The organism is Streptomyces sp. ALB3, from assembly GCF_044385685.1.
GTDB lineage: Bacteria > Actinomycetota > Actinomycetes > Streptomycetales > Streptomycetaceae > Streptomyces.
In genome coordinates this window covers 158,382-185,268 of the sequence record NZ_JBISCE010000008.1, presented here as the reverse complement: position 1 = coordinate 185,268, position 26,887 = coordinate 158,382, and the positions used below count along the sequence as shown (strand labels likewise).

Genomic DNA, 26,887 nt, shown 5'->3' with positions numbered 1-26,887 from the left:
GGCCGGAGAGGTGGCACACCATGGCGGACTTCATCGGCGCGGTGGATCAGGGAACCACCAGCACCCGATTCATGATCTTCGACCACGGCGGCAACGAGGTCGCCAAGCACCAGTTGGAGCACGCACAGATCCTCCCCCGTTCCGGCTGGGTGGAGCACGATCCGGTGGAGATCTGGGAGCGCACCAACTCGGTGATGCAGAACGCCCTGCGTTACGGCGGCCTGTCCCCCCAGGACCTCGCGGCGATCGGCATCACCAACCAGCGTGAGACCACGGTCGTCTGGGACCCGCGCAACGGGCGGCCCTACTACAACGCGATCGTCTGGCAGGACACCCGGACCGACACGATCGCGGCGAACCTCGAACGCACGGGCCGGGGCGAGGTGATCCGCCGCAAGGCCGGACTGCCGCCGGCCACCTACTTCTCCGCCGGGAAGGTCCAGTGGATCCTGGAGAACGTGGACGGCGTGCGGGCGGCGGCGGAGAAGGGCCACGCCCTCTTCGGCAACACGGACGCCTGGGTCCTGTGGAACCTGACCGGCGGTCCTGACGGCGGCATCCACGCCACCGACGTGACCAACGCGAGCCGCACCATGCTGATGGACCTGGAGACCCTCGACTGGGACGACGAGCTCCTCGGCTTCTTCGGCATCCCCCGGGCGATGCTGCCCGCCATCCACCCCTCGTCGCACCCGGAGGCCTTCGGCACGACACGCACCTCCCGGCCGTTGCGGGCCGCCGTCCCCATCGGCGGGGTCCTGGGCGACCAGCAGGCGGCCACGGTCGGGCAGGTCTGCTTCTCACCCGGCGAGGCCAAGAACACCTACGGCACGGGCAACTTCCTGCTCCTCAACACCGGCACGGAGCTGGTCCGCTCCCAGCACGGTCTGCTCACCACCGTGGCGTACCGGTTCGGTGACAGCCCTCCGGTCTACGCGCTGGAGGGATCCATCGCGGTGACCGGCTCCGCGGTGCAGTGGCTGCGCGACCAGATGAAGATCATCAAGACCGCGGCCGAGAGCGAGGACCTCGCCCGTACGGTCGACGACAACGGCGGGATGTACTTCGTCCCCGCCTTCTCGGGCCTGTTCGCACCCTACTGGCGGTCCGACGCCCGAGGCGCGATCGTCGGCCTGGCGAGGTACAACGACAACGCGCACCTGGCACGAGCCACCCTGGAGGCCATCTGCTACCAGAGCCGCGATGTCGTCGAGGCCATGGAGCAGGACTCCGGCGTCCACCTCGACGTCCTCAAGGTCGACGGCGGTGTCACCGCCAACGACCTCTGCATGCAGATCCAGGCCGACGTCCTGGGCGTCCCCGTCAGCCGCCCCGTCGTCGCGGAGACGACCGCGCTCGGCGCCGCCTACGCGGCGGGACTGGCGACGGGCTTCTGGGCGAACACCGACGAACTGCGCACCCACTGGCACGAATCCCGGCGGTGGTCGCCCCAGTGGTCCGACGAACAGCGCGCGGACGGGTACGCCGGCTGGAGAAGGGCCGTGGAACGCACACTGGACTGGGTGAACGTCCCCTGAGCGTCCGGCTGCCGACGTGGGTCCGCGACCGTTCGCGCCTGCCGCGGACACCGCAGCCGCCCCGCTCCTGTCCTGCCGCACGGGCATACGCTGACGCCCATGACGCCCCCCGATGCCGAGCTGGACAGCCTGGTGCGCAAACGGATCCGGGCCCTGCGTGTGGCGCAGGGCTGGTCCCTGGAAGAACTGGCCGCCCGCGCCCACGTGAGCCAGTCCACCCTGAGCCGCATCGAGAACGGTCAGCGCCGCCTCGCGCTGGACCAGCTGGTCACCCTGGCCCGCGCCCTGGACACGTCCCTGGACCAGCTCGTGGAGACCGCGCCGGACGACGTGGTCACGAGTCCGCAGATCGACAGCGCCCACGGATCGATGCGCTGGCACGTCAAGGCAGACCCCGGCATGACGGTCGTGCGCCGGCGCATCACCGAACCCCCTCCCGACAGCCCCTCGCGCATGCGCGCCCATCCGGGCCGGGAATGGCTCGTCGTCCTGTCCGGTACCGCGCTCCTCATGCTGGGACACCGCCGCTTCCGCGTCGAGACCGACCATGCCGCGGAGTTCCCCACCATGCTGCCGCACGCCATCGGAGCGGAGGGCGGCCCCTGCGAGATCCTCGGCATCTTCGACCGTGACGCCCGCCGCGGCCACCAGCGCGACGGCGCCGACGCAGACGCCACCGGGAACTCCGGGCCAGGGGTCCCCCGTACGTGACGTCTCCCCTCGCGGCGTCGCCGCTCGGGCGCGTGCGCGTACGGCACCGCCCACCACCGTTTTCTTGCGTATCCGGCAACTGATCATGCTTGTGCGGCAACCTCGTCCTACCGTGAACGCATGGCCCACACGCATCAGCACACCCCCCACCACGGGGCACACCACGCTCACCAGCCCTCCGCCGACTCCGGCACACAGGCGGAGATCCTCGACCTGGACGCGGAAGTCCTCGCCGAGCACACCGCCGCGATCACCGCGTGGCTGCCCGTCGAGCCGGCCCCCCACGAGATCGTGGACCTCGGCTGCGGGACCGGCACCGGCACCTTCGCCCTCCTCGACCGCTTCCCGGACGCACATGTCACCGCGGTGGACACCTCGGCCGAGTACCTGCACCGCCTGAGGGAGAAGGCGCGCTCGAAGGGGGTGCGGGAGCGCGTGCGCACCGTACAGGCCGACCTCGACGCCGCCGACTGGCCCGCACTGGGCAGGCCCGGCCTCGTATGGGCGTCCGCCTCCATGCACCACATGGCCGACCCCGGCCGCGCCCTGCGCCACGTCCATGACGTGCTCGCACCCGGCGGCCTGTTCGCCGTCGTGGAACTGGCCGGCTTCCCGCGCTTCCTGCCCGGGAGCGCACCGGAGGGCCGGCCCGGCCTGGAGGACCGCTGCCACGCGGCGACCGACCGCTTCCACACCGAGCACGTCCCGCACCGCGGCGCCGACTGGGGGCCGATGCTCACTGCCGCCGGCTTCACCGTGGAAGGGGAACGGACCATCACCGTGGACATCGAGGGCTCCCGCACCGATGCGATCGGCCGCTACGCCCTGAGCGTCCTGCGAGGCATCCGGGACACCGCCGCGCCCGCGCTGCCGCACGAGGACCTCACCGCCCTCGACCAACTCCTCGACACCGACAGCCCTCACAGCATCCTGCGCCGCACCGACCTTGCCGTACGCACCGAACGCACCGTCTGGGCCGCACGCCGCGGCAACTGATGCGCGGCACGTCCGGCCCGTTGGAGCAGGTGGAACGCCGCCGTGCCGGTGTCCGCCCTCCTGCGCATCCTTCCCGCGCCTCGCCGCGCATCGCCGTACGTCGGCGTTCGGGGTCGATTACCTCACCACCGCAGACACAGAAATCTATCGTGGGCAGAGTAGACATCCGGGGGCGGTGTGGTTATGGTTTCTCACGTAGCCAGAAGGACAGCAGGGCCCGGCAGAGACGAACTGCCGGGCAGCAGTACGGATTGCCGCAGTACGCAGGACGGTTCGGTGGTGGAGTTCCGAAGCCAGGGTTGTCGCGGGACGGCGACGGGGCTGACGACCGGACCGGGTGGCCCGCAGTGATCAGGGGCCGCCGCGAAGCAGTACCGGACGCAGTGCGAAGTACCCCGCAGCGAAGTCGGTGAGCAGTTCCCCGGTGAAGGCGTCGGCTGCGGACGCGCGCACCGGGAGTAGGGCAACAGGGCACGTGCGTGACCCCAGAGGGAAGAAACGGAGGAGCCAGGCGCCACGCCATCAGGATCGCCCGGGCGGACGTCATGAGCCCGGTACCGCAGGACATCGAAGTGAGGTGGTCTCCGGTCAGGCAACCGCGATCCCCGCACCCCCGGCAGCCTTCGGGCCGGGCACGCGGAAACAGAAGGCCGGCGCGTCACTGACAGGCCGGCAGATGGTGTAGCAGTTCCTTCGGGGCCCTGGTGCCAACGGCACCAGGGCCCCTCCACGCGCCCGGCGGAGAGGTGCACGTGACAGCGGAACACGGGCGCCCCGGCCTGCGGGCCGGCCCCGGATCGCAGTCGGCACCCCCGCCGGCCCCGCCCGGTACCGCACGGCCACCGGGCTCCCGCACGTACTTCGAAGCGGCCCGTCCAGCCCGTACCGCCACCGCCGGGGCGGCCGGACGACCAGCGAATATAATCTGCTCCATGTCGAAGCCTGACGAGCTGCTCGCTGACATCGCCACCTTGGTGGAATCCGGGCAGAGCAACCAGATGTCAATGACCGTGGTCACCGGTGGCGCTGTCATCACCGGTCGGCTGGCCCCTGAAGCCGTGTGGAGGCAGAGGGTGTCGGATGTCCTCACGGATTCGGCCCGCCTGGGCGAGTTCTCCGCCGTCTTCAAGGCACCCGCGAAGAAGGACGGGGTTCCCACACATCTGCACTTCCATGTCGCCCGGATCCTGCAGGGCACGGTGGGGATCCCGGAGACGGGCGGAATGTACCGTGTGGCGATCGAGGACGTCAGCGCCTGGACGGTGGGCGACTTCAGCTATTCGGACCTCTGAGCGGTTCCGGCGGTAGTCGCACGCAGAAGGGCCTGACCGGCATGCCGGTCAGGCCCTTCCCGGGTGTCCGGGATCCCGCTGTCCCCTGCGGCTCAGGCCGCGTCGGGAGTGCCCAGCATCGCGGAAGCCCGCTGGAGCGGACTGAGGGTGACCTCGGGGGCGGCCGTGGGAGAAGTCCGGCAGGTGAAGCCGAGCTTGCTCATGGCCCGGAGGACCTCTGCCGCACTGAAGTCGCGTCGGTCCTGGTGCGTGATGACCTGACCGACCTGCTTGACGGGGTAGTGGCGGCGGCCGATGATCACGGATTCACCCGCACCCGGCTCCGGTTTGACTCCCCTCATCGAGTCCAGCACGCCACTCCTGGTGAGATCGAACGGGAAGCGGGCGATGACACAGCGCATGTGACCTCACGGTGAGAAGTGGGGAACGGAACGGTCCGACCACGGGTGAGCGGGTCAGCGGGAAAGGCCAGGGGCGCCCGGGGCGCCGCCTCGCCCGGCGGCCACCGGACGGGAACCGAGCCGGAGGTGGCGCGTCGCCTGCCCGGCTCCTGCCCCGCCGGTCACGGGTGAGGTGAGCGATCGGTGGTCGACGAGAAGGTCGCGCAGGCGGACCCGGTCCGTGTAGGCGTGACCGTCCCGGACGGCGGCGAGTTCGGCCAGGGTGACCAGTCCGGTGCGTCGGCCGTCCTGGTCGCAGACGACCAGCCGGCCCGTGCGGGCGGCGGCCATGACAGCCAGAGCGACCTCGACGCTCATGTCGTCGCACACCTGCGGCCCGGCCGCGTCCATGGCCTCGGTCACCGGACGGTGTGCGGGGTCGGCGCCCGTCACGAGGAGCTGCGTCTGAACCGGCGTCAAAGGGTGCCTCCTGAGGTGGTGGGTCAGCTTCCTGATCACGTGCGTCCCTTGGGGCTGTCCCGTATCCCTGGCGCATCAGCGTCCGGCGTCAGATGCGGTGCGCCGCAGGGCGGAGGGACGTCCGCACACCGGATGTATGCGGGCGTTCCGACAGCACGGCGAGGTGCCGTAGCTGTCGTCGTGCGTCCGCCGGGGATGACGGGACAGCTTTCAGGCTGCCGCGCCGAGGCCGGACCCGCCTGCCGGCGTGCGCCGCGCTGCCGGAGCGGGGCGGCGCCGGCCTCGCGAGGAGGCGGCGCGCTTGGGGCGTTCGGACACCGGTGCGGTGATGACGACCGGGATCCCGGTGGGGGCCTGGGCGCCGGTGATCCGGCTCAGGGCCTCGCCGCCCGAGTGGATCTGGGTGGTCTGCGGCCGGATACCGGCGTCCGCCATGAGGCGGACCATGTCACGACGCTGGCGGGGCGTCACGAGGGTGACGACGCTGCCCGACTCGCCGGCGCGGGCGGTACGGCCGCCGCGGTGGAGGTAGTCCTTGTGGTCGGTCGGCGGATCGACGTTGACGACGAGGTCGAGGTGGTCGACGTGGATGCCGCGCGCCGCGACATTGGTCGCCACCAGCACGCCGACGTGCCCGGACTTGAACTGCGCCAGCGTGCGGGTGCGCTGCGGCTGCGACTTGCCGCCGTGCAGCGCTGCTGCCCGGACGCCGCTGTCGAGCAGGTCCTGGGTGAGCCGGTCCACGGCGTGCTTGGTGTCGAGGAACATGATCACCCGGCCGTCACGGGCGGCGATCTCGGTCGTGGCCGCGTGCTTGTCGGCCCCCTGGACGTGCAGGACGTGGTGCTCCATCGTCGTCACCGCGCCCGCCGACGGGTCGACCGAGTGCACGACGGGGTCGGTCAGATAGCGGCGCACCAGCAGGTCGACGTTGCGGTCCAGGGTGGCGGAGAACAGCATCCGCTGCCCCTCCGGACGCACCTGGTCGAGCAACGCGGTGACCTGCGGCATGAACCCCATGTCAGCCATCTGGTCGGCCTCGTCCAGGACGGTGACGCCCACCTGGTTCAGTCGGCAGTCGCCACGGTCGATGAGGTCCTTGAGCCGGCCAGGGGTCGCGACGACGATCTCCGTGCCGCTGCGAAGCGCGCCGGCCTGCCTCCCGATCGACATCCCGCCCACGACCGTGGACAGCCGCAGCTTGACGGACCGCGCGTACGGCGTCAGCGCGTCCGTCACCTGCTGCGCCAGTTCACGCGTGGGTACGAGGATCAGTCCCAGCGGCTGGCGGGGTTCGGCGCGCTGCCCTGCGGTGCGGGCGATGAGAGCGAGCCCGAAGGCGAGGGTCTTGCCGGAACCGGTGCGTCCACGGCCCAGGACGTCCCGGCCCGCCAGGGAGTTCGGCAGCGTCGCGCCCTGGATCGGGAACGGCACGGTCACACCCTGCCGGCCGAGCTCGGCCAGCAGTTGCTCGGGCATTCCGAGGTCGGCGAAACTCTCGACGGCGGGCAGGGCGGGAGTGACCGTCTCCGGGAGCGCGAACTCACCCTGTGTCGGCGCGGGCCTGCGGCCGTGACCGCCGGAGCGGGCCGGGCCGCCGGCCCGGCGCGGTGCCGACGAGCCGTAGCGGCTTCCAGCTTTTCCGGCATCGACACCGCTGTTCCGGGTGCGGGCGTTGCGGTCGTTCGTACGTGTGCGGTTCATGCGGAACCTTCCTCGATACGGCGCATATCAAGGAATTCCCGCAGCAAGAAGCAGCTCGGCGAATTTCGAGAATGGACCGAAGAGTGGAGAGAGCAGATCTGCCCGGCGGGAATACACGCCGGTGCAGGTGCCGAGTGGGTGAAGCGACGGGCGTGAGAACCGGGCGTCGAGCCGCGGTGTGCCGCCTCGGGAGGGGCCTGCGCCCTGAGGGGAAATCCGCGCGGGGCGCGATCGCGGTACCTCCGCGTCCGCCGGTGCGGCTTGTACGGGAAATGCGTACAGCTGGGGCCCGCACCCCGGAGGATGCGGGCCCCAGCTACACAAGGTGCGTCAGCGGTCAGGCCGGGACGATGTTCTCGGCCGTCGGGCCCTTCTGGCCCTGCGCGATCTCGAAGGTCACCTTCTGGCCTTCGAGCAGCTCGCGGAAGCCCTGCGCGGCGATGTTCGAGTAGTGGGCGAACACGTCGGGGCCGCCACCGTCCTGCTCGATGAAGCCGAAGCCCTTTTCCGCGTTGAACCACTTCACGGTACCAGCAGCCATGTCATATCTCCTTTGGGGCAGTACATCGGGATCCGCAATGTACGGATGCCGTGTCGCCGCGATGATTACCCCGACCGGAAATGACCGGAAATACAGAAGTGCTCCTCCGGCAGAAGCCGGTGGAGGCACTTGAAGTTTTGGGAACCACAACTGCAACTGAGATGACAGTAGCACGCAGGAACGGCCTGCACGCGCCGCGTAATTTCACCCTGCTCACCGCGGCAATAACTCTCACCACGGGGCCCGTGGAACCCTCATTTCACGGGCACAGATATTGATTCACCCGGAGCGCACAATCCGGACGGCCCACCCACGTCACCCCAGGGGGCGGCCGGCGGCTCCTCACGGTGCGGCGCCGGGCGTCGCGCCGCGGCCGGGGCGTCGAGGTGGCAGGACCGCGCGGCCGCCTGGGGCCCCACGCCGTCCGCGTCGTCCACGCCTGCGGGACCCGTCACGAGGACGGGGCCCGCAGGCGGTCGTCCGCCGGACAGTGGTCAGCCGCTGACCGTGATGGTGGAGCTCCCGCTGCTCTGGTAGCCCTCGGTGGCCATGATCATGTAGTACCTGAACTGGCCCATGTTCATGCCCGCGCGCGCCCAGGCGTCGAAGTGGTTGCCGGTGGTGATGGTGCCGGAGCCGCTGGTCACCTTCGACTGCCGGACGCTCCAGTACTGCTGGAAGGTCTTGGTGCCTTCCACGGAGGGGGCGTTGTACCGGGTCGTCTGATAGATGTCGTACGTGCCGCCGTCACTGTGGACGGTGCCCTTGTGGGTGCCGGTGGGCCGGTAGCTGCCCCAGTTGTCGACGATGTAGTACTCCACCAGCGGGTTCGAGGTCCAGCCGTAGAGGCAGCCGTAACCGTTGCCCGACGGGTTGAAGTAGCCGTTGTAGCGGACCGTCCTGCGTCCGCCGGTGCTCCAGCCCTTGCCGGCGACGAAGTTGCCGCAGTTGGTCCACCTGGTGCTGTAGCTGCCCCCGCCGTTGAGCGTCATGGAGACGGAGCCGCCGCCGTCGGTCCAGAACGAGTAGTACATGCCGTCGGTGCCGGTCTGGTTGGTCGTGATGGTGGTGGCGGCGTGGGCGGTGCCGGGCAGCAGCAGCCCGGACGCGGTGGCGAGCGCGACGGTGCCGGCGCCGCCGAGGAAGCCTCTTCGGCTCAGGCCGTTGAGGGGAGCGGGGTTCTGCCGGATCTGGTCCTGCTGCGTGCCGTCCTGCTGCATGCATCCTCCCGGTGAAGGCTGATGGGGACCGGGCGGCTTCTGCCGCCCGGCGGCCTTGCATGAAACACGGCGGGGGTGTCGGCCGCCCTCGTGCGGTGGTGACCGACCGCCGCTCCCGGCCACATGGCGCGACGGGGACGACGGACTCCTGCCGTTCGGTGGCCATAGTTTTCGTAGCACCTCATGAACCTGTCAACACTTTCGGCAATGTTTCGGAAATGAATCGAGTGCCGCGCGAAGCCTTGACGCGTACTGACGCGCTGGTCAAGCTGCCTGGTGAACGAGCCGACGCGAGAGGTCGAACGAGTTCCGGGAGGTACGCAACGTAAGCATGGGTACTGCTTTCGAAACTTTCGAGAGGTGTGAGGCCACCACGGCGGCGCGCCACTCGTAACGGCTTCGCGCGGACGGCCCCGGCCCGGCTCACCGTGTACGACCCGGCGGGGTCCGCGACCTTCGCCGACGTCCGGACGCGGTGGCGCGGGGAAATTCGCCCTGCCCCCCGGCCTGGACCCTCGACGTCGGCGAGCCCGCGGGTGGAGTCGGCCTCCTGCCATCGGTTGCCGCCGCCCCTCGGCAGCCGGTCCACGGCCTGACCGGCGGCCCGGCCTGCGTACGGTCCACTTCCGCGGCGAGCCCCTGACTCCCCGCGCACTCCACGTGGTGGTCATCGAGAAGCGGCCGGCCGCGCGAGTCACGAAGGGCCCTCGGATCAGGGTCCGTTGTGCGGCATAGCTCCGCGTACGTGCGCGAAGCGTCACGGCCGGCGTTCCCTCCCCCGTCCGCAATCGCGCTCGGCATGCGAGTCTTTGAGGACAGCACGTTCTTCCCGCACCATGGGAATGTGCTCAGGCCGTCGCAGCGGGGATGACGCCCCTCCGGCGCATGGCGGTATCCGGTCGGGGTAATCGACCTGATCGGAGTTCCAGCAGAGGAGGGACATGGACGACGTCGCCGATCCAGGCAGGGAGGGCTTTTCCCTGTCCGGGCACCAGGCGCGTGCCGACGCCCTGCTCGACGGAACGCTGGAAGACCTGCGGGCGTCCGCCCTCGCGGTCGATGACGACGGCCTCATCGTCGCGGTCAACAAGGCGGCCCGAGGCCTGCTGGGCAGGGAAGCCTCGGAGCTCGTCGGTCAGGACTTCCACGACCTGCTGCACCGGGACAGATACGGGCACTCGGTGCCGCGCACGCGCTGCCGGATCAGGAAGGCGCTCCTGGCGGGCGACACCGGTCAGGGCGACGGCGAGTGGTTCGCCCGCGGCGACGGCGCCCTGGTCCGGTTGTCCTGGCTGGTCACGCCCTACGCGTCCGGCCCGGGTGGGGCGGGTGCGCTGACGCTGCTGTACGAGCCGAAGCAGCCGGACGTGCGCCACAGCGACGCCGGGCACTCCGCTCCGTTGACGGATCTGGACCGCCTGGGCCTGCTGGCGGAGACGACGACGCAGCTCACGTCCACCCTGGATGTGGACGAGGCGCTGCACCGACTGGCGGCCCTGACCGTGCCCCGGCTCGCGGACTGGGCCGTGTTCGACCTGCTCACCGAGCGTGACGAGGTACGGCGTGTCCTCGTGATGGAGCACAAGGACGGCATCCTCGTCGAGCGGGACGACCTGCAGGGCCCGATGCCTCCCGTGCCGGAGGAGTCGCCGATGCCCCTCTCGCGGGCCCTGCGTGGAGCCGCCTCCTCCCTCGCCGGCCCCGCCACCTACCAGGGCCCCCCGGACTCCGGCATCGCGGTCGAGCAGCAGCGCCTGTTCACCGCCACAGGCATGCACTCCGCCGTCATCGCACCCATTCGCGGACTGCGCGACGTACTGGGCGCCCTGACCCTGGGCCGCGCCCGGCGTCATGACGCCTTCACCTCCGCCGATCTTCCGCTGCTGGAGGACCTCACCCGCCGGGCAGGCCTGGCGCTGGACAACGCGCGCCTGTACCAGCGCCAGCGCAAGGTCGCCGAGACCATGCAGCGCCACCTGCTGCCCCAGCTGCCCGTCCTGCCCGGGCTGGAGATGACCGCGCGCTACGTACCCGCTCCGGACGCCTCCTCCGTGGGCGGTGACTGGTACGACGCCTTCGCCCTGGCCGCCCACGTCCACGCGCTGGCCATCGGCGACGTCGTCGGACACGATCTCGACGCCGCAGCCGGCATGGCACAGGTACGCAACATGCTGCGCGCCTTCGCCTGGTCCCAGCCCGAGGCCGCACCCAGCGCCGTCGTCACCCGGCTCGACGAGGCGGTGATGCACGTGGCCGAGGTCCCCATGGCCACCATGATCCTCGCCAGACTCACCCTCGGCGACGACGCACTGTGGCACCTGCGCTGGACGAACGCCGGACACCCTCCGCCCCTGCTCATCACCCACGACGGTCAGGCCCGCTACCTCGACGAGGCGCACGGCATACTCCTCGGCACCGGGGTCACCCGGCCCCGCCCCGACGCCGTCACCGTCCTGCCACCCGAGGCCACGCTCCTGCTCTACACCGACGGACTGGTCGAATCCCCGCACCATTCCATCGATCACGGGCTCGACCGGTTGAGCCGGCACGCGGCCTCCCTCGCGCACCGCCCCCTCGACTCCTTCTGCGACCTGCTGCTGGACCAGGTCCGCCCCAGTGACAACGATGACGACGTCGCCATGATCGCGTTGCGCACACCCCCTGCCGTACGACCCGCCTGACCCGCGCGTGGGGAGGGCGAGCAGGGCGGCCTTCACCGGCCCGGTGGCCGGGCGCCCGACGCGCGAGGTGGTCGGCTTCGGGGTTCCCTGGAGCGCCCCGAGGCCGCGGGCCCGGGTGGGGCGGGCGCCGGCCCCGGCCCGTTCAGGCAGGGCGGCCACGGCGTTCGTCACCAGCTCGCGCGGTCCGCTGCCGGCAGGAGTACGGACGTGGCACATGGCCCTGCCGGGATTGTCACCGGGGCGGATTCGTCTCCTCAGCGACCCCGGTCACACACATCACGAGGAAGGGGGACGGGGTGACCGGGTCGGGAACGACACCGCGCCTCTGACCACCGATGCCAGAACTTCAGTTGATCCGCCCCGGCCACGCGTCGGCCCTGCTCGACTTCGAGCGGCAGAACCGCGCCTACTTCGCGGCGTCGGTGCCGGACCGGGGCGAGGAGTTCTTCGCCGAGTTCGACGCGCGGCTCGAGCAATTGCTCGAGTGGCAGGCCGCCGGGACGGATTACCTCCACGTGCTGGTGACCGAGGGTGGTGAGGTGGTGGGCCGGGTGAACCTGACCGAAGTGGCGGACGGATCGGCGGAGCTCGGTTACCGGATCGCGCGGAAGGCCGCCGGGCAGGGACTGGCCACCGCAGCGGTGCGTGAGGTGCGCGGGCTCGCTGCCGCACAGTACGGACTCACCGGGCTGCGCGCCAAGGCCACGCTGGACAATCCGGCCTCGCACAAGGTCCTTGAACGCAACGGGTTCGTCGTCGGCGGCGAACTGATGCTGACCGGCAGGCCGGCCCTGTCCTACATCTGCCAACTCTGCTGACGTGACGCGCTCGATGCATCCCACCGAGCCGGATGACGGTCGAGGACCGGGGAGCTGGACGAGGGGCGTGATGGTCAGGTTGGAGACGCCGGGGCCGAGTTGGGACAGACCGTGGGGACTCTGGCACGCGAGGAGGGCGTCGACATCGGCGTAGGTGGACACGCGCTTGTGGTTCAGTCCGGTGAAGGGCCCCGAGACGACGGATCCGATGCTGGTCACGACGAGTGCTGACTGGACCTGAGTGGTGGTGACGTCGACCAAGGCCTGCGAGACCTGGCCGGTGTTCCACTCGACGGACTGCTGCCGGTGTAGCCGGCGCGCCGACGCCGACACTCGCGTTCCCGGGCCGTGACCACGGCATACGCTGCGCCCCGCACGCTGCGGACTCCGCAGCGCGCCCAAGGGGCCTGAACGCCGCACCGGGAAGGTGTGGGCGCTGGGGAGGGGCCCTGTCGGTGTTCCGAGCGGGCTGGATCGGGGCGTGTACCGGGCGGTTACCGGCCCGGCGGGTCCACGCGGGGCGCGTGTCGGCGGGGACTATTCCGCGCCCCTCCCTGCTGACTATGGTGCGGCGCGCGGGTGCGGCGGACGGTAGGAACACGCAAGCCATCGGACAGGTGGTCCGGCCCGCGAGGCCGGCCCCGGCGCGCCTCGCCGCACGGACGTCCGTGCCTTCGCCGGCCGGGCTCTCGGCGCACCGTTCGCCCACGCGCTCCTCATGGCTGTGCGGACGGTTTCGGCGCGAACGGAGTCGGCGTTCGCGAGGAGGTGGTCGCAATGGACGAGAACCGTGTTCCCCGTGATGAGCTGTCGGCGCGCGCCGTTCTGACGACGACGCATTCCGTCCGTCGTCGCCTGGACCTGGACCGCCGGGTGGAACTCAAGGCCGTGGAGCGTGCTCTGACGGTCGCGTTACAGGCTCCCAACGGCTCCAACGAGCAGCCCTGGCACTGGGTGGTGGTCACGGCCAGGGAGCGCCGGGCGGCGCTCGCCGAGTGCTACCGCCTCGCGGCGGAGCCGTACCTCGAGACGATGCGGGCAGAAGCGGGCAGCGACGCGGCCCGCCGACGGCTGTACGAGGTCTCGCGGCACCTCGCCGACCACCTGCACCGGGTGCCGGTTCTGGTGGTGCCGTGCATGAAGACCGCGCCCGAGGCTTCCGAGGAGCGCTTCGCCGCGCTGGGCTTCCGCGAACCGGTCGGGCACGTCGCGCACTCGGTCTACTACGGGTCGATCTGGCCCGCGATGTGGAGCCTGATGCTCGCCCTGCGCCTGGAGGACCTGGCCTGCGCGGTCACGGCCCTGCACCTGGGTCGCGAAGCCGAGGCAGCCGAGGTCCTGGGCCTCCCCGACGGCGTCCGCCAGGCCGGGCTGCTGGCCGTCGCCCACTACCACGGAGACACGTTCCGGCCTGCGCCCCGGCGCCCCGTGGAGCAGGTGCTCCACCACGACACCTGGTGAACAGGCCGCACGACATGGGGCATCGCGCCCCCGAGCAGAAAGGCCGTCTTCCATGGTCGACCAGTCCAGCCACCCCGACCGCCCCCAGAAGGTCCCCGTCGGGGTCGACGGCGTCTTCGCCAGCGCCAGGCGCGTAGTGGTCCGCGAGGTCGAAGCGCTGCTCACGCAGGCCGACGAGGAGGAAGCCCGGGCACTGACGGAGGCCGTCCGTTCCGCCGACCGGGTCTTCGTCCTGGGCATGGGGCGCTCCAAGATGGCCGTCGACGCGTTCGCGATGCGGCTCATGCATCTCGGCTTCACCGCCCACATCGCCGCCGACGCGACGACACCGGCCATCGGCCCCCGTGACCTCCTCATCGCCTGCAGCGGCTCCGGCGAGACTCCCACCGTCGTACGGCTCGCCCGGGCCGCAGTCGATGCCGGAGCCCGTGTGGCGACGGTCACCGGCACCCGTGACAGCACCCTCGCCTCCCTCGCCGACCTGGTGGTGGGACTGCCCGAGTACAGCCAGGACCACCAGCCGGCCTCGTCCGCCCAGTTCGTGGGCACCCTCTTCGAACAGGGCGCCTTCCTCTTCTTCGACTGCCTGGTCCTGCTCATGCAGGAAGCCGGCGGCACGGACCCCGACGCCATGTTCGCCCGGCACGCCAACCTCGAGTAACCCCGCCCCGCCACCGACGAGGAGCCCTCGTGGACACCGCTGCGACACCACTGAGCTGCACCAGCACCAAGATGAATCTGGGGCTCGCCGACACGCTCCGCTGGCTCGACGACGTCCTTGTCCCCCACGCCCCGGCACTGGCCCGGCTGTCCTTCTTCGCCTGCCTCCCCCACCCGGTCCTGCCGGCCGCCCTCACGCATCTGTCCGGAACCGGCATCGCAGCCGGGGCACAGAACTGCTGGTACGAAGGCGGAGCGGTCACCGGCGAGGTCAGCCCCGGCCTTCTGGCCGAGGTCGGCTGCCGGCACGTGATGCTCGGCCACGCCGAACGCCGCCGCCTCTTCGCGGAGGACGACACCCTGATCGCCCGCAAAGTCCTCGCCGCCTCCGACGCCGGACTCGTGCCCCTGCTGTGCGTCGGGGAGGACACCCGCCTCAGCGCCCCGGACGCCGGGACCACGTCACCCGTCAGGCCGCCGTCCTCACCCGACTGCCCCGGGAGCGGCCCGCCCTCGTACTCTACGAACCCGCCTGGGCCATCGGCGGCGAACACCCCGCCACCCCCGGCCACGCCGCCCGCGTCCTCACCGGCCTGCACGAGACCCTGGGACCCGGCCACCACGTCCGCTTCCTCTACGGCGGCGCCGTCCTCCCGGGCACCTACACCGCGCTACGGCGGGAAGCAGCCTGGGACGGCGTCGCCATCGGCCGCGCCGCGCAGGACCCGGTCCTGCTCCGCGACGTCCTGCACGAACTCGAAGCCGGCTGACCCGGCCTGCCGGCCCTGCCCGGCCCCTTTCCCGGACCGGAGACGGGAGCGGCGGCCCCTCCGTGGACTCCAACCACGGCAGTCACAGCGGGCCCGTGCTGCCCGACGGCACCTCACAGCGAGCAGTCGGCCCGAGGAGCGACTCCGTCAGGAGTTCGGAGCGCGTGGTTCGCCACGGAAGAAGGACGGAGGTCGGAACAGCGTGACGGAAAGCTGTCCGCCCGCTCCTGCCGGCTGCTCGCCCACGGGCGCCGGCACACCGATCTCCTCGCCGGCCTGGCGGAGGAACTGCGGGGCGGAAACCTCTGCCTGCCCGCCGAGGACGCGCAACGGCACGGCGTGACGCGGGGCGATCTCGAGCAGGGCCGGGACACTCCTGGTGTCCGCGCACTGATCTCGGCGACTGCCGGCACCGCGCATGGGGTCCACGCTCGAAGGGGCCGACCGCGTCATCGGCGAAGTCGCGGGGCCTCATCGTCCGTCGGTGCGCTGCGTATCGCGTCTGCGCCACCAGCGGCTCCGGGCCATCACGTCGCGGGGGTGCCGGTGGCGTGCCCGCGTCTGCTGGTCCAGGAGCGGCGGTCCGCCGGGGAGCGGGCGTGATTCAGCGCCGCTCCTGTCGTTGATGATGCATGCGGATCAAATGCGTGATGGGGCACAGCGGGTGGCGTGGGCGGACACCGGTCGTACCGGGCGGGCCGAGCTGTCGGGTTCCGCTTGCCACGAGCCGGGCCGGTCAGCCTGTGACCCGGGTCGAAGGGGTGTGCCTGTGACATCGGCTGCCACCGTGATCCAGGAAGAAGTCGATCTGCCGGCGGTACGCGAGCGAGTCGATGCGGTACTGCGGGACTTTCTGGACGGCAAGATTCGCTCGGCCGGCAGGCGGGGCCTTCCGCCCGAGGTCGCGGACACGCTGCGGTCCTTCCTGACCGCCGGCGGCAAACGCATCCGCGCCCTGCTGTGTGTGGTGGGCTGGCATGCCGCCGGCGGCCGTGGGGACACGGAGACCGCCGTGCGGGTGGCCGCGTCGCTGGAACTGTTCGTGGCATTCGCCCTCATCCACGACGACATCATGGACGACTCGGTCAGCCGCCGTGGCCGTCCCGCCGTTCATCGCGCCCTGCGCACCCGCCTGGTTCCGTCGCAGCGCGCGGAGCGGCTCGGTGCGGGTGGCGCCCTGCTGGTGGGCAACCTCGCCCTGATCTGGGCGCAGGAGCTGCTGCACACCGCACAGCTGTCCCGCGAACGGCGGCAAGCGGTGCACGCGTTGTACGACGCGATGTTGGAGGAGGTGATGTACGGGCAGTACCTGGACGTGATGGGCACCGGCCGGGACGCGGACGATGTCGAGGCGGCGTTGCGGATCGTCCGCTACAAGACCGCTACCGCCACAGTTGAGCGGCCCCTGCAGCTGGGCGCTGCTGTCGCCGGGGCCGGTTCGGTGGTCCTGGACCGGTGCACGGACCTCGGTCTGCCGCTGGGTGAGGCCTTCCAGCTCCGGGACGATCTGCTGGACGTGTTCGGCAGCACGGACGGCGCGTGTGCTCCGGGACTGGGTGACCTGCGGGAGGGGAAGCGCACCGTGCTGCTTGCTCTGGGAATGCGGGCGGCCGGTCCCGGGCAGCGGCAGCGTCTCGGCGCCCTGGTGGGCCGGCCCGACCTGGACGAGCGCGGGGCGGACGAGGTGAGGACCATCCTGGAGTCGACGGGAGCGCGGGAACGAACCGAGGCCATGATCACTGCACGCTACGATCACGTCGTGCAGGTGCTTGAGGCGGCTGCGTTCCCGCCCGCCGCCGACCGCGCGTTGCACCGGCTGGCCGTTGCCGCCGTTTCCTACAGTTCCTGAGACGACCTCGGCCCTTCCCGGTCCCGTCGAGCCTCGGCCGGCCAGGCAGTGAGGCGCGCACCCGTGGTTCACTCCGCGCTGCGGTCGGCCGGCCCGCGCCTGTACCCAGTCCGTTCGATCAGGAGGTCTTCCCTGTGACTGATGCCGCTGTCCTGACCACCCGGATCCAGGCGCGCCTAGCCGGATACGAGAACCGGTTCAGCACGCTGTTCGAGGAGTACTTCCGCACTCTCGGCACCGAGCTGGAGGTGCCTTCGTTCAGCAGGTTCACGCCCGAGTGCCTGGACCTGCTGCGGGACCTGTCGTTGCGCGGGGGGAAGCGGATGCGCGTGGCGCTGGTACATGAGGCCGCCCGCCTGGTGACCACCGAGCCGGCCGAGGCGGTGGACGACGCCGCGTTGAGCGTCGAACTGCTGCAGACGCACGGGCTGATCCACGACGACATCATCGACGACAGCCCCACCCGCAGGAACGGTCCCTCCACCTACTACGCCTACCGGCAGAAGTTCCCCGGCCATCCGCAGGCCGCCATCGGACTCGCCGTCCTCGCGGGCGACCTCGCGCTCGCCCTGTCCCTGCGGGTCCTCCTGGAGTCGGACGCACCCCCCGCGATCCGGCAGGCCATGGTCGAAGCGCAGACCAGGGCAGCTTCGGACACCTTCGTGGGCCAGATCATCGACCTCGAGCGCGACTTCTCCCGGCACACGGACGAGGAGGCGCTGCACTGTGTGGCCGACTACAAGACCGCGCGCTACTCAGTGCTGGCCCCCATGCAGCTGGGGTTGCTCGCGGCGGGCGGGCAACCCGCTCCCTTCGAGGACGAACTGCGCAGTTACTCCCGGCTGGTGGGGATCGGCGGCCAGATGCGCGACGACTACCTCGACCTGTTCGGAGACGCACAGGTCATGGGCAAGCCCATGGGCACCGACATCCGGGGCGGGCGGCGCAACTACACCGTCCATGCCATCCTCGCGGCCGCCACGGATGCCGAGAAGACCGTGGTGGAGTCCGCGCTCGGTGACCCGGACTGCACCGAGTCCGCCATCGGGGCCGTCCGCGAGATCGCCGAACGGCGGGGGGTCCCCGCGCGGATGCGCTGCGACATGCAGCGCTACGCGGAACTGGCCTCGGCCGAGGCGGCCGGCTGGCGTTCGAGGTGGCGCCCTGAGGCGGTGGCGTTCTTCGAGTACCTGCCGCGGTGGGCCATGGAACGGATCCGGTAGCTCCCGCCGGACACCGACGGCGGTGCCCCGTGCACGCGGCAGCCCGGGAGCCCGAGGGGCATGTCAGGTCCCGGGCACGACGCGCATGGCGAGAAGTCCGGCGTGGCGGGCGGCCCCACGCGGTCCCCGGCGCTTGAGGGCCCGGGCACCTGGCCTCCGGGCACCGCGAGTGGACGGCAGAACTCACGGTGCCTGAACAGAGGCGGTGGCGCCCCTTGCGGTCTGCTGGCCGGCCGCCTGGCCGGCTGGCAGACGCTGTGTGCGGGTGCGTACGGCGAAGGCCGTCATGCCCAGGGCTGCCATGCCCAGAGCCCATCCCGCCCCCAGGAGCAAGGAGCTCCAGGGCACGGTGTCCAGGCCGCCGGCCGCGACGCAGGCTTGCACCGCGCCGTGAGCGGGGAGGTAGCGCACGACGGGGCTGTCGGCGTTCGGGTTGATCATCGGGTTCTGCAGGAGCAGATCGATGGAGCTGGTCATGATGGCCAGGAACATTCCGGCGAGCTCGCTGCGCAGCACGGCCGCGAGCACGATGCCGAACGCGCCGTAGACGAGGGCGCCGGTGAACATGCCCGCGGCGAACACCGTCGGCTGCGCCGGGTGCCACAGCAGATGGGTCCAGGCGGTGGCGTAGGCGGCGACCGCTGCGGCCACCAGGACCAGCGTGGCGCATTTCGCCGCCGCCAGGCAGGACCGCGGGTAGCCGGCCTGCACCAGACGCCGGTCGAACAGGGCGGAGCGGGCGGTGGCGAGGAACATCATGAAGGCGATGACCAGGGTCAGAGCCTGCAGCGCCCCGGTGATCTGGGTCAGGACGTTGGCGTCCATGACCAGCCAACGGTCCACCGGGCGCACGTGGAAGCGCAGCGGCGTCCGGGCCACCACCTCGAACGCCAGGGTCGTCCACAGCGGGACGAAGAGCAGCACGATGAGCAGTGCCAGCCGGTTGCGGGCCTGTTCGACGAGTGCGAACCGCAACGCGGAGCAGAGGCAGGACCACCACCGGTTCACGAGCCCCACCCGCCCGCGGCGGTCTGTTCCGCTTCGCACAGCACGCCCGCGTCCAGGCGGTACAGGGTGTCCAGGCGGGAGGCGTCGTAGGCGAGGTGGGAGACGACCAGCACCGCGCACCCCCGGTCGCACAGGGACCGGGCCAGGTCCCAGAAGCGCAGGTAGGTGTCCCAGTCGAAGCCCTGGTACGGCTCGTCCAGGAGCAGCACCTGGGGATCGTGCATCAAGGCCAGGACGAGGTTGAGTTTCTGCCGGGTCCCCCCGCTCAGCGTCTCCACGCGCTGGTCCCGGTAGCCGGTGCAGTTCAGCTGCTCCAGCAGTTCGAAGGCCCGGTCGAGCCGGTTCAGGCCGTAGGCCCTCCGGAAGAACCGCAGATGCTGCTCGACGGTGAACGCCCCGTGGAGCACCGCGTCCTGCGGGCAGCTGCCCACCGTCCCCCGGCACCACGCCACTCCGCTGTCCGCGGCCAGGTCACCGGTGAGGATCCGCAGCAGGGTGCTCTTCCCGGCGCCGTTCTCGCCCACCACACCCACCAGCTGCCCCGGGAACAAGTCCAGAGAGACCCCCCGCAGGACGGGGCGGCTCCGATAGCTCTTGCACACCCCCCTCATGCGCAGGCTCGGCGCGCCCTCGGCCGTGGCCGACGGATCCCGGTACGGCGCATGCGCCTGGTGACCGGTCGTTCGCATCACACGCGTCCCGTCTGCTCGATCGTCGTCACACCCTGGCGCGGCTCGCGCCGCGGCCGGCACGTCACAGTCCTCTGCGCTGTCGACGGCCCCGGTAGTCCTCCAACGCTTCCTCCAGGGCGGACGCGTCGAAGTCCGGCCACAGGACGGGTGAGAAGTACAGCTCGGAGTGCAGCGTCTGCCACGGCATGAAGCCCGACAGCCGGGTCTCCCCGGAGGTGCGGATCACCAGATCCGGGTCGGGCAGGCCGGCGGAGTCGAGGTGCCGGGCCAGTTCCGCAGCGCTCAACGGCCCCTGTCCCGGCCGGAGCTGACCGTCCGCCGCTGTCCGGCTGTCCAGGAGCCTGCGCACGGCACGAGTGATCTCGTCCTGTCCGCTGTAGGCGATGGCGAGGTTCACCAGCGGACCCCGCACGGTTCTGCTTCGGTGCGCGTGGTCGCGCAGTTCTGCCGCCATGGGGGCCGGCAGGAGGTCGAGATCACCGAGAAAGCCGATACGCCAGTGCCTCAGGGAGGCGACGTATCCCACGAACTCGGCGATGACGGGCAGTCCTCGGTCCACCTCCGCGCGGGACCGGCTGAGGTTCTCGACGGAGGTCGTCCACAGCGTGAGGACTTCGATCCCGGTGCCCGTGCGGCATCGGTCGAGTAGTTCCAGCGTCCGCTCACAGCCGCGTCGATGGCCCTCGATGCTCGGCAGACCCCTGTCCTCGGCCCAGCGCCGGTTGCCGTCGGGAATGACGGCCAAGTGACGAAGGGAGGGGAGGACGGGAGGCGGACCGGCGACATCGGCCGGGGGTGTGGCTGTGGCTGCGAGCGAAAGGGCGCTGTCGGCACCGGCCACGGAAGCGACGGGACTAGGCCCGCCCGGGGAACCCACGTTCGCCATGATCACTCCTCGTCGACAGTCGGTGTCCAGGCCCGTGGTGATTCCGTCTCACCAGGCGCCCACCCGTACAACGACCATCCCCACCCGACGCAACGCCCGCCGGAGACGGCGTGCGCCGCAGCGCCGCGACGTCGCGCCGGTGAAGAGCGCCGGGCGGGGCCCGCAGGCACCGGTCCGCCATGATGTGACCGGATTCGCCCGAGCACCATGTGGAGATCGTGCGAAGTGCGCTGGTAATTTGAGAGCCGCGATCCGTGAGGTCGGGGGGAAGTCAGGGTTTGCGACCGCCATAACGGCAACCGGGTCGAGCCCTCGTACATCTGTACTACCTGCCTGCGCGCGCGTAGGAAGTACGGAGAGAGGCCGAACGTGACCCAGGCAGGGCAGGGAGCACACGCTCAGGGCGGTGAGGGACGCCCCTCGGAGTCGAGTCCCTCGGCACGCAGACGTGCTCTCGGGCAGCGTCTCGTACCCGACGAGACGGTCCAGCTCCGCGTACCCGAGGGCGGCATACCCACCACCCGCGCCGAACAGCCGGCGATATCCGGCGAAGGGCGGCGTGAGATACCCGACGACACAGCCGGCATACCCTCCGACACCGAAGAAACCGGACGGACCGCACCGGCCGGAGACTCCCCGGCGGACGCCTCCGGATCCCGCGCGTCCCGCCGCGCGGACACCGAAGCCGCCGCATCCGGCCGGCCGGGTGCCCGGCGCCGGCGCAAGGCGCCCAAGTCGGCGCCCGCCGCCCGCCTCAACGCCGCGGTCGTCGCCGCCACCGCCGCGGTCGTCGCCGCCACCGCCGCGGTCGTCGCCGCCACCGCCGTCGTCGTAGCCGTCCTCGGCCCCTGGCTGCGCCGCGTGCGGCCGCACTACCCCCGGCCCGGACGGGCCGGCTGGAAGCGCTGGGTGCCCTCCTGGCGGCAGACCGGGGGCGCGGCCCTCGCCTCGTTCGGGCTGAGCGTCCTGACCCTGTCCGTCGCCTACGCCGTCACCGACATCCCGGACGACCTCAACTCCTTCGCCACCCAGCAGGACACCGTCTACTTCTGGGCCGACGGCACCCCCATGGCCCGCGCCGGCTGGGTGCAACGGCAGGAGATGGAGCTGGACGACGTGCCCGAGGACGTGCGCTGGGCGGTGCTCGCCGCCGAGAACGAGAGCTTCTACAGCGACCCCGGCATCTCGGCCAAGGGTCTCACCCGCGCCATCCTGCGCACCGTCGGGCAGGGCAGCACCCAGGGCGGCTCGACCATCACCCAGCAGTACGTCAAGAACGCCTACCTCAGCCAGGAACAGACCTACAGCCGCAAGTTCACCGAAGCCATGATGGCCCTCAAGCTCGACAACAGGATGAGCAAGGACGAGATCCTGGAGGGCTATCTCAACACCAGCTGGTTCGGCCGCGGCACCTACGGCATCCAGCGCGCCGCCCAGGCGTACTACGGCAAGGACGTGAGCGAGCTCAACGTCAGCGAGGGCGCCTTCCTCGCCACCCTCCTCAAGGGCGCCGGACTGTACGATCCGACGCTCAGTGCGGCCAACCGCGACCGCGCGCTGGAGCGGTGGCGGTGGACGCTCGACCGGATGGTGGAGATCGGCAAGCTGTCGCCGGAGGAGCGCGCCGGCTACCGGACCTTCCCGAAGGTGCTGGAGAGCAACCCGCTCTACAGCACCGGTGAGCAGAGCGACTACCTGGTGGAACTCGCCACCCAGTACGCCAAGAAGACGGCGCACATCTCCGACAAGGACTTCGACCGCGGCGGCTACCAGATCTACACGACGTTCGACAAGAAGCGCGTGGACCAGCTCACCCAGGCCGTCGGCACGGCCCGCGACAAGGCCCGCAAGAGCGACCCGGAGGCCGCGAAACACGTCCACTACGGCGCCGCCTCCGTCGCCGTCGACGGGCGGGTCCTGGCCGTCCACGGCGGCCCCGACCACCGCAAGCAGGGCTACAACGAGTCCAACGCGACCACCGTGCCCGCCGGCTCGGCGTTCCAGCCGTTCGTCTACGCCGCCGCTCTGGAGCACGGCGTGCGCAAGAGCCGGGACGGCGCCGCCGAGCCGCTGACGGGCGAGACCGTGTACCCCGGCGACGACGAGGTGCCCGTCACCACGCCGGAAGGGCCCTACTGGGACCGCAGCGGCCGCAAGGTCGCCGCGAAGAACGACGAAGGGCGGTCCTACGGGCAGATCTCCCTGCACCAGGCCCTCGCGTCCTCCGTCAACACCACCTTCATGCAGCTCGGCATGGACACCGGACTGGACAAGGTCCGCGCCACCGCCCAGGCCGCCGGTCTGCTGTCCTCCAGCCTCGGCGCCCAGGTGCCCGCACTGGCCACCGGCAACTCGACGCCCAGCGCCATCCGGATGGCCAGCGGCTACGCCACCTTCGCCGCCGAGGGCCGGCACACCGAGCCGTACACCGTCCTCAAGGTCACCCGCAACGGCCGCGAGGTCGCCACGGACACCCCGGCCCCGCGCCGGGCCATGGGCGCCGACACCGCCGCCGAGGTGCAGTCAGCCCTGACGGACGCCTTCCGTACCGCCTATCCGGAGACCGCCGCGAAGGCGAACGGCGAGGTCGCCGGAAAGAGGGGAACCACCGAGAACGACACCGCCGCCTGGTACGTCGGCACCGAGAAGAAGGTCTCCACCGCGGTCGTCGTCTACCGGATCGACCTGGCCAAGAGCCTCGAACCCCTGCCGCTGGAGGGACTGGGCGGCACGATCGCCGACAGCGTCCCGTACGGCATCTGGTCGCAAGCCCTGAAACCACTCGGCTGACCACCGGGGCGACCGACACCGTCCACTTCGACGCCTCCGACAGACTGAGGCCACCGAGAGATTGAGCCGCAGATGAACAAGCCGTCGGGCCGACGCCGCAAGGACCCCGCACCCCGCCGTCTCCCCGCCCGCCCCAGAACGCTCGCCCTGGCGGCGCTCCTCGTCGTCGCCTCCACCCTGGGCGGCTACCTGGTCCTGTCCGGCACCGACGACACCACTCCGACCGCGTCCGCGACGGACCGCTCGCCGCGCCAGCCGCTTTCCGGGGCCTCGAAGGAACCGGCCTGGGACGGCAAGGTCAAGGTGATCGGCGACGGCTCGACCTCCTACACCGGCCCGCAGAAGGGGCAGCTCAAGCCCCAGCCCCTCAAGCCCGGCGAGAAGCCGCCGCAGTTCGTGGTCTTCTCCTGGGACGGCGCCCTCCAGGGCGATGACGGACTGTTCGCGCACTACCGGGAGATGGCCGACAGGCACGACGCCCACATGACCTTCTTCCTCACGGGCATCTACCTGCTGCCCAAGGGCAAGAAGGACCTGTACGACCCGCCGCAGCACTCCCGGGGCAGCGCGGCCATCAGCTTCCCCACCGACGAGCACGTCTACACCACCCTGGAGCAGCTCAGCGGGGCCTGGAAGGACGGCAACGAGATCGGCACCCACTTCAACGGGCACTTCTGCGGCCCGAAGGGCGGCGGCGACTGGAGCGTGCCCGAGTGGAAGAGCGAGATCGACCAGTTCTACGGCTTCGTCGAGAAGTGGAAGACGAACACCGGCAGGACCGACCTCGACCCGCTGCCCTTCGACATACGCCGCGAGGTCGTCGGCGGCCGCGCTCCCTGCCTCGAAGGCCAGGCCAATCTCCTCCAGGCCGCCAAGGGCTACGACTGGCGCTACGACGCCAGCTCCGCCGGCGACTTCCAGATATGGCCGAAGAAGAAGAACGGCATATGGGACTTCCCGCTTCAGATGCTCCCGTACGAGGGCGGCAAGTACCAGGGCCTGTCCATGGACTTCAACTTCCTCTACAACCAGTCCGAGGGCAAGACCGACGGCGACCCGGCCATGCACCCGAAGTGGCAGCAGGAGACCCTGGACACCTACATGGCCGGGTTCGACCGCGTCTACTACGGCAGCCGCGCCCCGCTGTTCATCGGCAACCACTTCGAGGAGTGGAACGGCGGCATCTACATGAAGGCCGTCGACCGGATGATAGAGAACGTGTGCACCAAGAAGGACGTCAAGTGCGTGTCCTTCAAGGAGCTCGCCGACTGGATGGACGTCCAGAAGCCCGCCACCCTGGAGCGGCTCCGCAGCCTCGACCCCGCCCAGTCCCCGGACTGGTCCACCGTCGTGAAGTAGCCGGCCAACGGCCGTCGCCCTCCTCCGCGGTGACAGTCCGGAAACATCCGCGCATCAGTCGCCCCACCTCCTTCACACCAGCTGCACAAGGCATGCCAAGATGCCGCTTAGCTCGGCGGTCCCATGCCGGGAAAAGAGGGAAGAACGCAAGTGAAGTCAAGAAAACTGAAGCACACGCGACGCCGGGCGACCATAGTCGCCGCGGCCGCCGCGACAGCCGCCGCGGGGGCCGCACTGCTGCCCAACTGGAACGCGGGCGCCTCCACGACGGCCGAGCCCCAGGTCGACGCCAAGACCAGGGCCGCCTTCCAGCGGTTGGCCGACGCGGTCTTCACCGACCGCACCCACGCGCTGGTCGACCAGCCGCGCCACGGCGGCAAGAAGGCCCTCACCGAAGGCTTCTCCGGCAAGGTGGAGCTGTCCTCCGGCATCGGCCGCACCGAGAACGCCGCCCGGAAGCAGCTCGACGACCGCAAGGACCGGCTGGCGCGCAACGGCGAGAAGTACAGCGCCGGCAGCACCAAGGTCACCCTGGACAGCACCGACGTCAAGGGCCGCACCGCCGTCGTCGTGGTCACCGAGAACACCACCCTGACCTACGCGAAGGTCAGCGGCGGCGAGCCGGGCACCACCGGTTTCGAGGCCCGCCACGAACTGACCTTCAAGGCGGACAAGAAGGGTTCCTGGAAGGTCACGAGGATCCGCGAGACCGGCGACGGCTACCTCGCGGTCAACCAGCTCGCCCAGCCGAAGACCAGCACCGTGGCGGCCAAGACGACCACCACCACTCCGTCGGCGCCCCGCGCCGCCATCACGAAGCGCCCGGCGGCCGCCCCCAAGAACCTCACCGGCGGCGAGTACGACTACAAGGCCATGGCCGCGTACGCGGAGAAGCACTGGACGAACTACAACACGGCCTACCCCAACTTCAACGGGGCCGGTGCGGGCGGCGACTGCACCAACTTCGTCAGCCAGTCGCTCAAGGCCGGCGGCTGGAAGCACGTGCCCGGTTACGTCTACGACTACACGCGCTGGTTCGGCACCGCCGACATCCAGTCGCACTCCTTCATCGGCGTCAACGAGTGGTCCTGGTTCGCGCAGAACTCCAAGCGCACCACCAGCCTCGCCAACGTCTACCAGATGGACGTCGGCGACGTCCTCCAGGTCGACTTCGACAAGGACGGGTCCAAGGACCACACCATGATCGTCACGTCCCGTCGCGACGGCGTGCCGTACCTGACGTACCACTCCACGAACACCCTGCGCCGTTCGGTGACGAGCATCATCTCGTCCTACCCGAACGCCGCGTACTACGCCTACCGCACCTGACGGTCGGCCACCCCCTGAGCCACAGCGCCCCGCGTCCGTGACGACGCGGGGCGTTGTGGCGCGGCGCCCGGTGAGGCCGTCGGACCAGGTCACGCGGGTCCGGGCCGGGCCGACACGCATGTCCGCGATCCGGGAGAGGGAGCAGCCGGGAGCGGCGAGGCGCTCGGTTTGGAGGAGTCGGTGTGGTGCGCGAGCACCGGAGTCCCGCAGCCCCCAGCCCGAGAGGCCCGCAGGTCGGGGCCTTCCGCTTCGAGCGTCACGAGTTTCGGAGCGAGACCTTGATGACGTCACCGACGTGAGCACCTCTCTCGTGCATCAGCAGGTCGGGAAACTCGGGCTCCCGGAGCCTGGCCCTGCCGGTCAGGGCGGGCAACGGCATCCAGACCGGCGGGTCGAACCGCCACCAGCAGCCGGCAGAGCGCGGCGCCGTCCACACCACGCTGGTAGGGCTTGACGTGTTTGCGTCCGGTCCGCAGGACGAAAGCGTCCTGCCCATCGG

23 protein-coding genes and 1 pseudogene are annotated in these 26,887 nt (G+C 70.7%); 16 read left to right on the top strand and 8 right to left on the bottom strand.

The features are described 5' to 3' along the window. The first annotated feature begins 20 nt into the window (after positions 1 to 20). From glpK to ACHFIV_RS07700, 4 genes are all read left to right on the top strand, one after another. Positions 21 to 1,538 carry a glycerol kinase GlpK gene (gene glpK / locus ACHFIV_RS07715; RefSeq protein ID WP_398964954.1) on the top strand — a complete coding sequence of 506 codons (1,518 nt, stop codon included), beginning with the start codon at positions 21 to 23 and terminating at the stop codon, positions 1,536 to 1,538. A gap of 99 nt (positions 1,539 to 1,637) precedes the next feature. Continuing rightward, positions 1,638 to 2,249, top strand: coding sequence for a helix-turn-helix domain-containing protein (locus ACHFIV_RS07710; protein WP_398964953.1), 612 nt, complete (start codon positions 1,638 to 1,640; stop codon positions 2,247 to 2,249). 120 nt (positions 2,250 to 2,369) lie between these two features. Further along, the gene (locus ACHFIV_RS07705; protein ID WP_398964951.1) at positions 2,370 to 3,245 is read left to right on the top strand and encodes a class I SAM-dependent methyltransferase; all 876 of its coding nucleotides are present in this window, start codon (positions 2,370 to 2,372) and stop codon (positions 3,243 to 3,245) included. Between the two features lie 932 nt (positions 3,246 to 4,177). Then, positions 4,178 to 4,537: a hypothetical protein gene (locus ACHFIV_RS07700; protein WP_398964950.1), complete on the top strand. Its 360-nt coding sequence runs from the start codon at positions 4,178 to 4,180 to the stop codon at positions 4,535 to 4,537. A 92-nt stretch (positions 4,538 to 4,629) separates the two neighbouring features. On the opposite strand, the gene ACHFIV_RS07695 is transcribed toward ACHFIV_RS07700, so the two are convergent. The 5 genes from ACHFIV_RS07695 to ACHFIV_RS07675 form a co-directional block, all read right to left on the bottom strand. After that, the gene (locus ACHFIV_RS07695) at positions 4,630 to 4,938 is read right to left on the bottom strand and encodes an SCO5918 family protein (protein ID WP_398964948.1); all 309 of its coding nucleotides are present in this window, start codon (positions 4,936 to 4,938) and stop codon (positions 4,630 to 4,632) included. 54 nt (positions 4,939 to 4,992) lie between these two features. Next, positions 4,993 to 5,397 carry a CBS domain-containing protein gene (locus tag ACHFIV_RS07690; RefSeq protein ID WP_398964947.1) on the bottom strand — a complete coding sequence of 135 codons (405 nt, stop codon included), beginning with the start codon at positions 5,395 to 5,397 and terminating at the stop codon, positions 4,993 to 4,995. Between the two features lie 210 nt (positions 5,398 to 5,607). Next, positions 5,608 to 7,101, bottom strand: a complete 1,494-nt coding sequence (locus ACHFIV_RS07685) for a DEAD/DEAH box helicase (protein WP_398964945.1) — start codon at positions 7,099 to 7,101, stop codon at positions 5,608 to 5,610. Positions 7,102 to 7,438: 337 nt separating this feature from the next. Beyond that, positions 7,439 to 7,642 carry a cold-shock protein gene (locus tag ACHFIV_RS07680; protein ID WP_398964943.1) on the bottom strand — a complete coding sequence of 68 codons (204 nt, stop codon included), beginning with the start codon at positions 7,640 to 7,642 and terminating at the stop codon, positions 7,439 to 7,441. A gap of 494 nt (positions 7,643 to 8,136) precedes the next feature. After that, entirely contained in the window at positions 8,137 to 8,862 is a 726-nt protein-coding gene (locus ACHFIV_RS07675; protein WP_398964941.1) for a glycoside hydrolase family 11 protein, read from the bottom strand. 941 nt (positions 8,863 to 9,803) lie between these two features. Here ACHFIV_RS07675 and ACHFIV_RS07670 point away from each other — a divergent pair. The 9 genes and pseudogenes from ACHFIV_RS07670 (at position 9,804) to ACHFIV_RS07630 (ending at position 18,324) form a co-directional block, all read left to right on the top strand. After that, entirely contained in the window at positions 9,804 to 11,543 is a 1,740-nt protein-coding gene (locus ACHFIV_RS07670) for a SpoIIE family protein phosphatase (protein ID WP_398964939.1), read from the top strand. A 335-nt stretch (positions 11,544 to 11,878) separates the two neighbouring features. Next, positions 11,879 to 12,361, top strand: a complete 483-nt coding sequence (locus ACHFIV_RS07665; RefSeq protein ID WP_398964938.1) for a GNAT family N-acetyltransferase — start codon at positions 11,879 to 11,881, stop codon at positions 12,359 to 12,361. 777 nt (positions 12,362 to 13,138) lie between these two features. Further along, complete coding sequence (locus tag ACHFIV_RS07660; RefSeq protein ID WP_398964937.1) at positions 13,139 to 13,822, top strand: nitroreductase family protein; 684 nt, start codon at positions 13,139 to 13,141, stop codon at positions 13,820 to 13,822. Between the two features lie 52 nt (positions 13,823 to 13,874). After that, positions 13,875 to 14,483 carry a 6-phospho-3-hexuloisomerase gene (gene hxlB / locus ACHFIV_RS07655; protein WP_398964936.1) on the top strand — a complete coding sequence of 203 codons (609 nt, stop codon included), beginning with the start codon at positions 13,875 to 13,877 and terminating at the stop codon, positions 14,481 to 14,483. A gap of 71 nt (positions 14,484 to 14,554) precedes the next feature. Beyond that, positions 14,555 to 14,854: pseudogene (locus ACHFIV_RS07650) on the top strand (triose-phosphate isomerase); the annotation flags it as partial. A 41-nt stretch (positions 14,855 to 14,895) separates the two neighbouring features. Beyond that, complete coding sequence (locus ACHFIV_RS07645) at positions 14,896 to 15,252, top strand: triose-phosphate isomerase (RefSeq protein ID WP_398964934.1); 357 nt, start codon at positions 14,896 to 14,898, stop codon at positions 15,250 to 15,252. A 6-nt stretch (positions 15,253 to 15,258) separates the two neighbouring features. Then, positions 15,259 to 15,855, top strand: a complete 597-nt coding sequence (locus tag ACHFIV_RS07640; protein ID WP_398965946.1) for a squalene/phytoene synthase family protein — start codon at positions 15,259 to 15,261, stop codon at positions 15,853 to 15,855. A gap of 184 nt (positions 15,856 to 16,039) precedes the next feature. Further along, entirely contained in the window at positions 16,040 to 17,101 is a 1,062-nt protein-coding gene (locus ACHFIV_RS07635; protein WP_398964933.1) for a polyprenyl synthetase family protein, read from the top strand. Between the two features lie 134 nt (positions 17,102 to 17,235). Further along, a complete protein-coding gene (locus ACHFIV_RS07630) occupies positions 17,236 to 18,324 on the top strand; it encodes a polyprenyl synthetase family protein (RefSeq protein WP_398964931.1) in 1,089 nt (362 codons plus the stop codon). Positions 18,325 to 18,507: 183 nt separating this feature from the next. Here ACHFIV_RS07630 and ACHFIV_RS07625 read toward each other — a convergent pair whose 3' ends face one another. The 3 genes from ACHFIV_RS07625 to uppS all read right to left on the bottom strand — a co-directional run bounded on the left by ACHFIV_RS07625 (position 18,508) and on the right by uppS (position 20,769). Beyond that, the gene (locus ACHFIV_RS07625) at positions 18,508 to 19,332 is read right to left on the bottom strand and encodes an ABC transporter permease (protein WP_398964929.1); all 825 of its coding nucleotides are present in this window, start codon (positions 19,330 to 19,332) and stop codon (positions 18,508 to 18,510) included. Continuing rightward, a complete protein-coding gene (locus tag ACHFIV_RS07620; protein ID WP_398965944.1) occupies positions 19,329 to 19,943 on the bottom strand; it encodes an ABC transporter ATP-binding protein in 615 nt (204 codons plus the stop codon). The genes ACHFIV_RS07625 and ACHFIV_RS07620 overlap by 4 nt, the downstream gene beginning before the upstream one ends. A 142-nt stretch (positions 19,944 to 20,085) precedes the next feature. Further along, on the bottom strand, positions 20,086 to 20,769 hold the full coding sequence (gene uppS / locus ACHFIV_RS07615; RefSeq protein ID WP_398964927.1) for a polyprenyl diphosphate synthase: 684 nt from the start codon (positions 20,767 to 20,769) through the stop codon (positions 20,086 to 20,088). A 651-nt stretch (positions 20,770 to 21,420) separates the two neighbouring features. Here uppS and ACHFIV_RS07610 point away from each other — a divergent pair. The 3 genes from ACHFIV_RS07610 to ACHFIV_RS07600 all read left to right on the top strand — a co-directional run bounded on the left by ACHFIV_RS07610 (position 21,421) and on the right by ACHFIV_RS07600 (position 26,388). After that, complete coding sequence (locus ACHFIV_RS07610; protein WP_458575926.1) at positions 21,421 to 23,700, top strand: transglycosylase domain-containing protein; 2,280 nt, start codon at positions 21,421 to 21,423, stop codon at positions 23,698 to 23,700. A gap of 72 nt (positions 23,701 to 23,772) precedes the next feature. Then, the gene (locus ACHFIV_RS07605) at positions 23,773 to 25,059 is read left to right on the top strand and encodes a hypothetical protein (RefSeq protein ID WP_398964923.1); all 1,287 of its coding nucleotides are present in this window, start codon (positions 23,773 to 23,775) and stop codon (positions 25,057 to 25,059) included. Positions 25,060 to 25,209: 150 nt separating this feature from the next. Then, the gene (locus tag ACHFIV_RS07600; protein ID WP_398964921.1) at positions 25,210 to 26,388 is read left to right on the top strand and encodes an amidase domain-containing protein; all 1,179 of its coding nucleotides are present in this window, start codon (positions 25,210 to 25,212) and stop codon (positions 26,386 to 26,388) included. The last annotated feature ends 499 nt before the right edge of the window (positions 26,389 to 26,887 follow it).

What these genes read in the sequence shown, in the direction of transcription:
- glpK (WP_398964954.1), top strand. Translation starts at nt 21, where the DNA reads ATGGCGGACTTCATCGGCGCGGTGGATCAGGGAACCACCAGCACCCGA.
- ACHFIV_RS07710 (WP_398964953.1), top strand. Translation starts at nt 1,638, where the DNA reads ATGACGCCCCCCGATGCCGAGCTGGACAGCCTGGTGCGCAAACGGATC.
- ACHFIV_RS07705 (WP_398964951.1), top strand. Translation starts at nt 2,370, where the DNA reads ATGGCCCACACGCATCAGCACACCCCCCACCACGGGGCACACCACGCT.
- ACHFIV_RS07700 (WP_398964950.1), top strand. Translation starts at nt 4,178, where the DNA reads ATGTCGAAGCCTGACGAGCTGCTCGCTGACATCGCCACCTTGGTGGAA.
- ACHFIV_RS07695 (WP_398964948.1), bottom strand. Translation starts at nt 4,938, where the DNA reads ATGCGCTGTGTCATCGCCCGCTTCCCGTTCGATCTCACCAGGAGTGGC.
- ACHFIV_RS07685 (WP_398964945.1), bottom strand. Translation starts at nt 7,101, where the DNA reads ATGAACCGCACACGTACGAACGACCGCAACGCCCGCACCCGGAACAGC.
- ACHFIV_RS07680 (WP_398964943.1), bottom strand. Translation starts at nt 7,642, where the DNA reads ATGGCTGCTGGTACCGTGAAGTGGTTCAACGCGGAAAAGGGCTTCGGC.
- ACHFIV_RS07675 (WP_398964941.1), bottom strand. Translation starts at nt 8,862, where the DNA reads ATGCAGCAGGACGGCACGCAGCAGGACCAGATCCGGCAGAACCCCGCT.
- ACHFIV_RS07670 (WP_398964939.1), top strand. Translation starts at nt 9,804, where the DNA reads ATGGACGACGTCGCCGATCCAGGCAGGGAGGGCTTTTCCCTGTCCGGG.
- ACHFIV_RS07665 (WP_398964938.1), top strand. Translation starts at nt 11,879, where the DNA reads ATGCCAGAACTTCAGTTGATCCGCCCCGGCCACGCGTCGGCCCTGCTC.
- ACHFIV_RS07660 (WP_398964937.1), top strand. Translation starts at nt 13,139, where the DNA reads ATGGACGAGAACCGTGTTCCCCGTGATGAGCTGTCGGCGCGCGCCGTT.
- hxlB (WP_398964936.1), top strand. Translation starts at nt 13,875, where the DNA reads ATGGTCGACCAGTCCAGCCACCCCGACCGCCCCCAGAAGGTCCCCGTC.
- ACHFIV_RS07620 (WP_398965944.1), bottom strand. Translation starts at nt 19,943, where the DNA reads ATGAGGGGGGTGTGCAAGAGCTATCGGAGCCGCCCCGTCCTGCGGGGG.
- ACHFIV_RS07605 (WP_398964923.1), top strand. Translation starts at nt 23,773, where the DNA reads ATGAACAAGCCGTCGGGCCGACGCCGCAAGGACCCCGCACCCCGCCGT.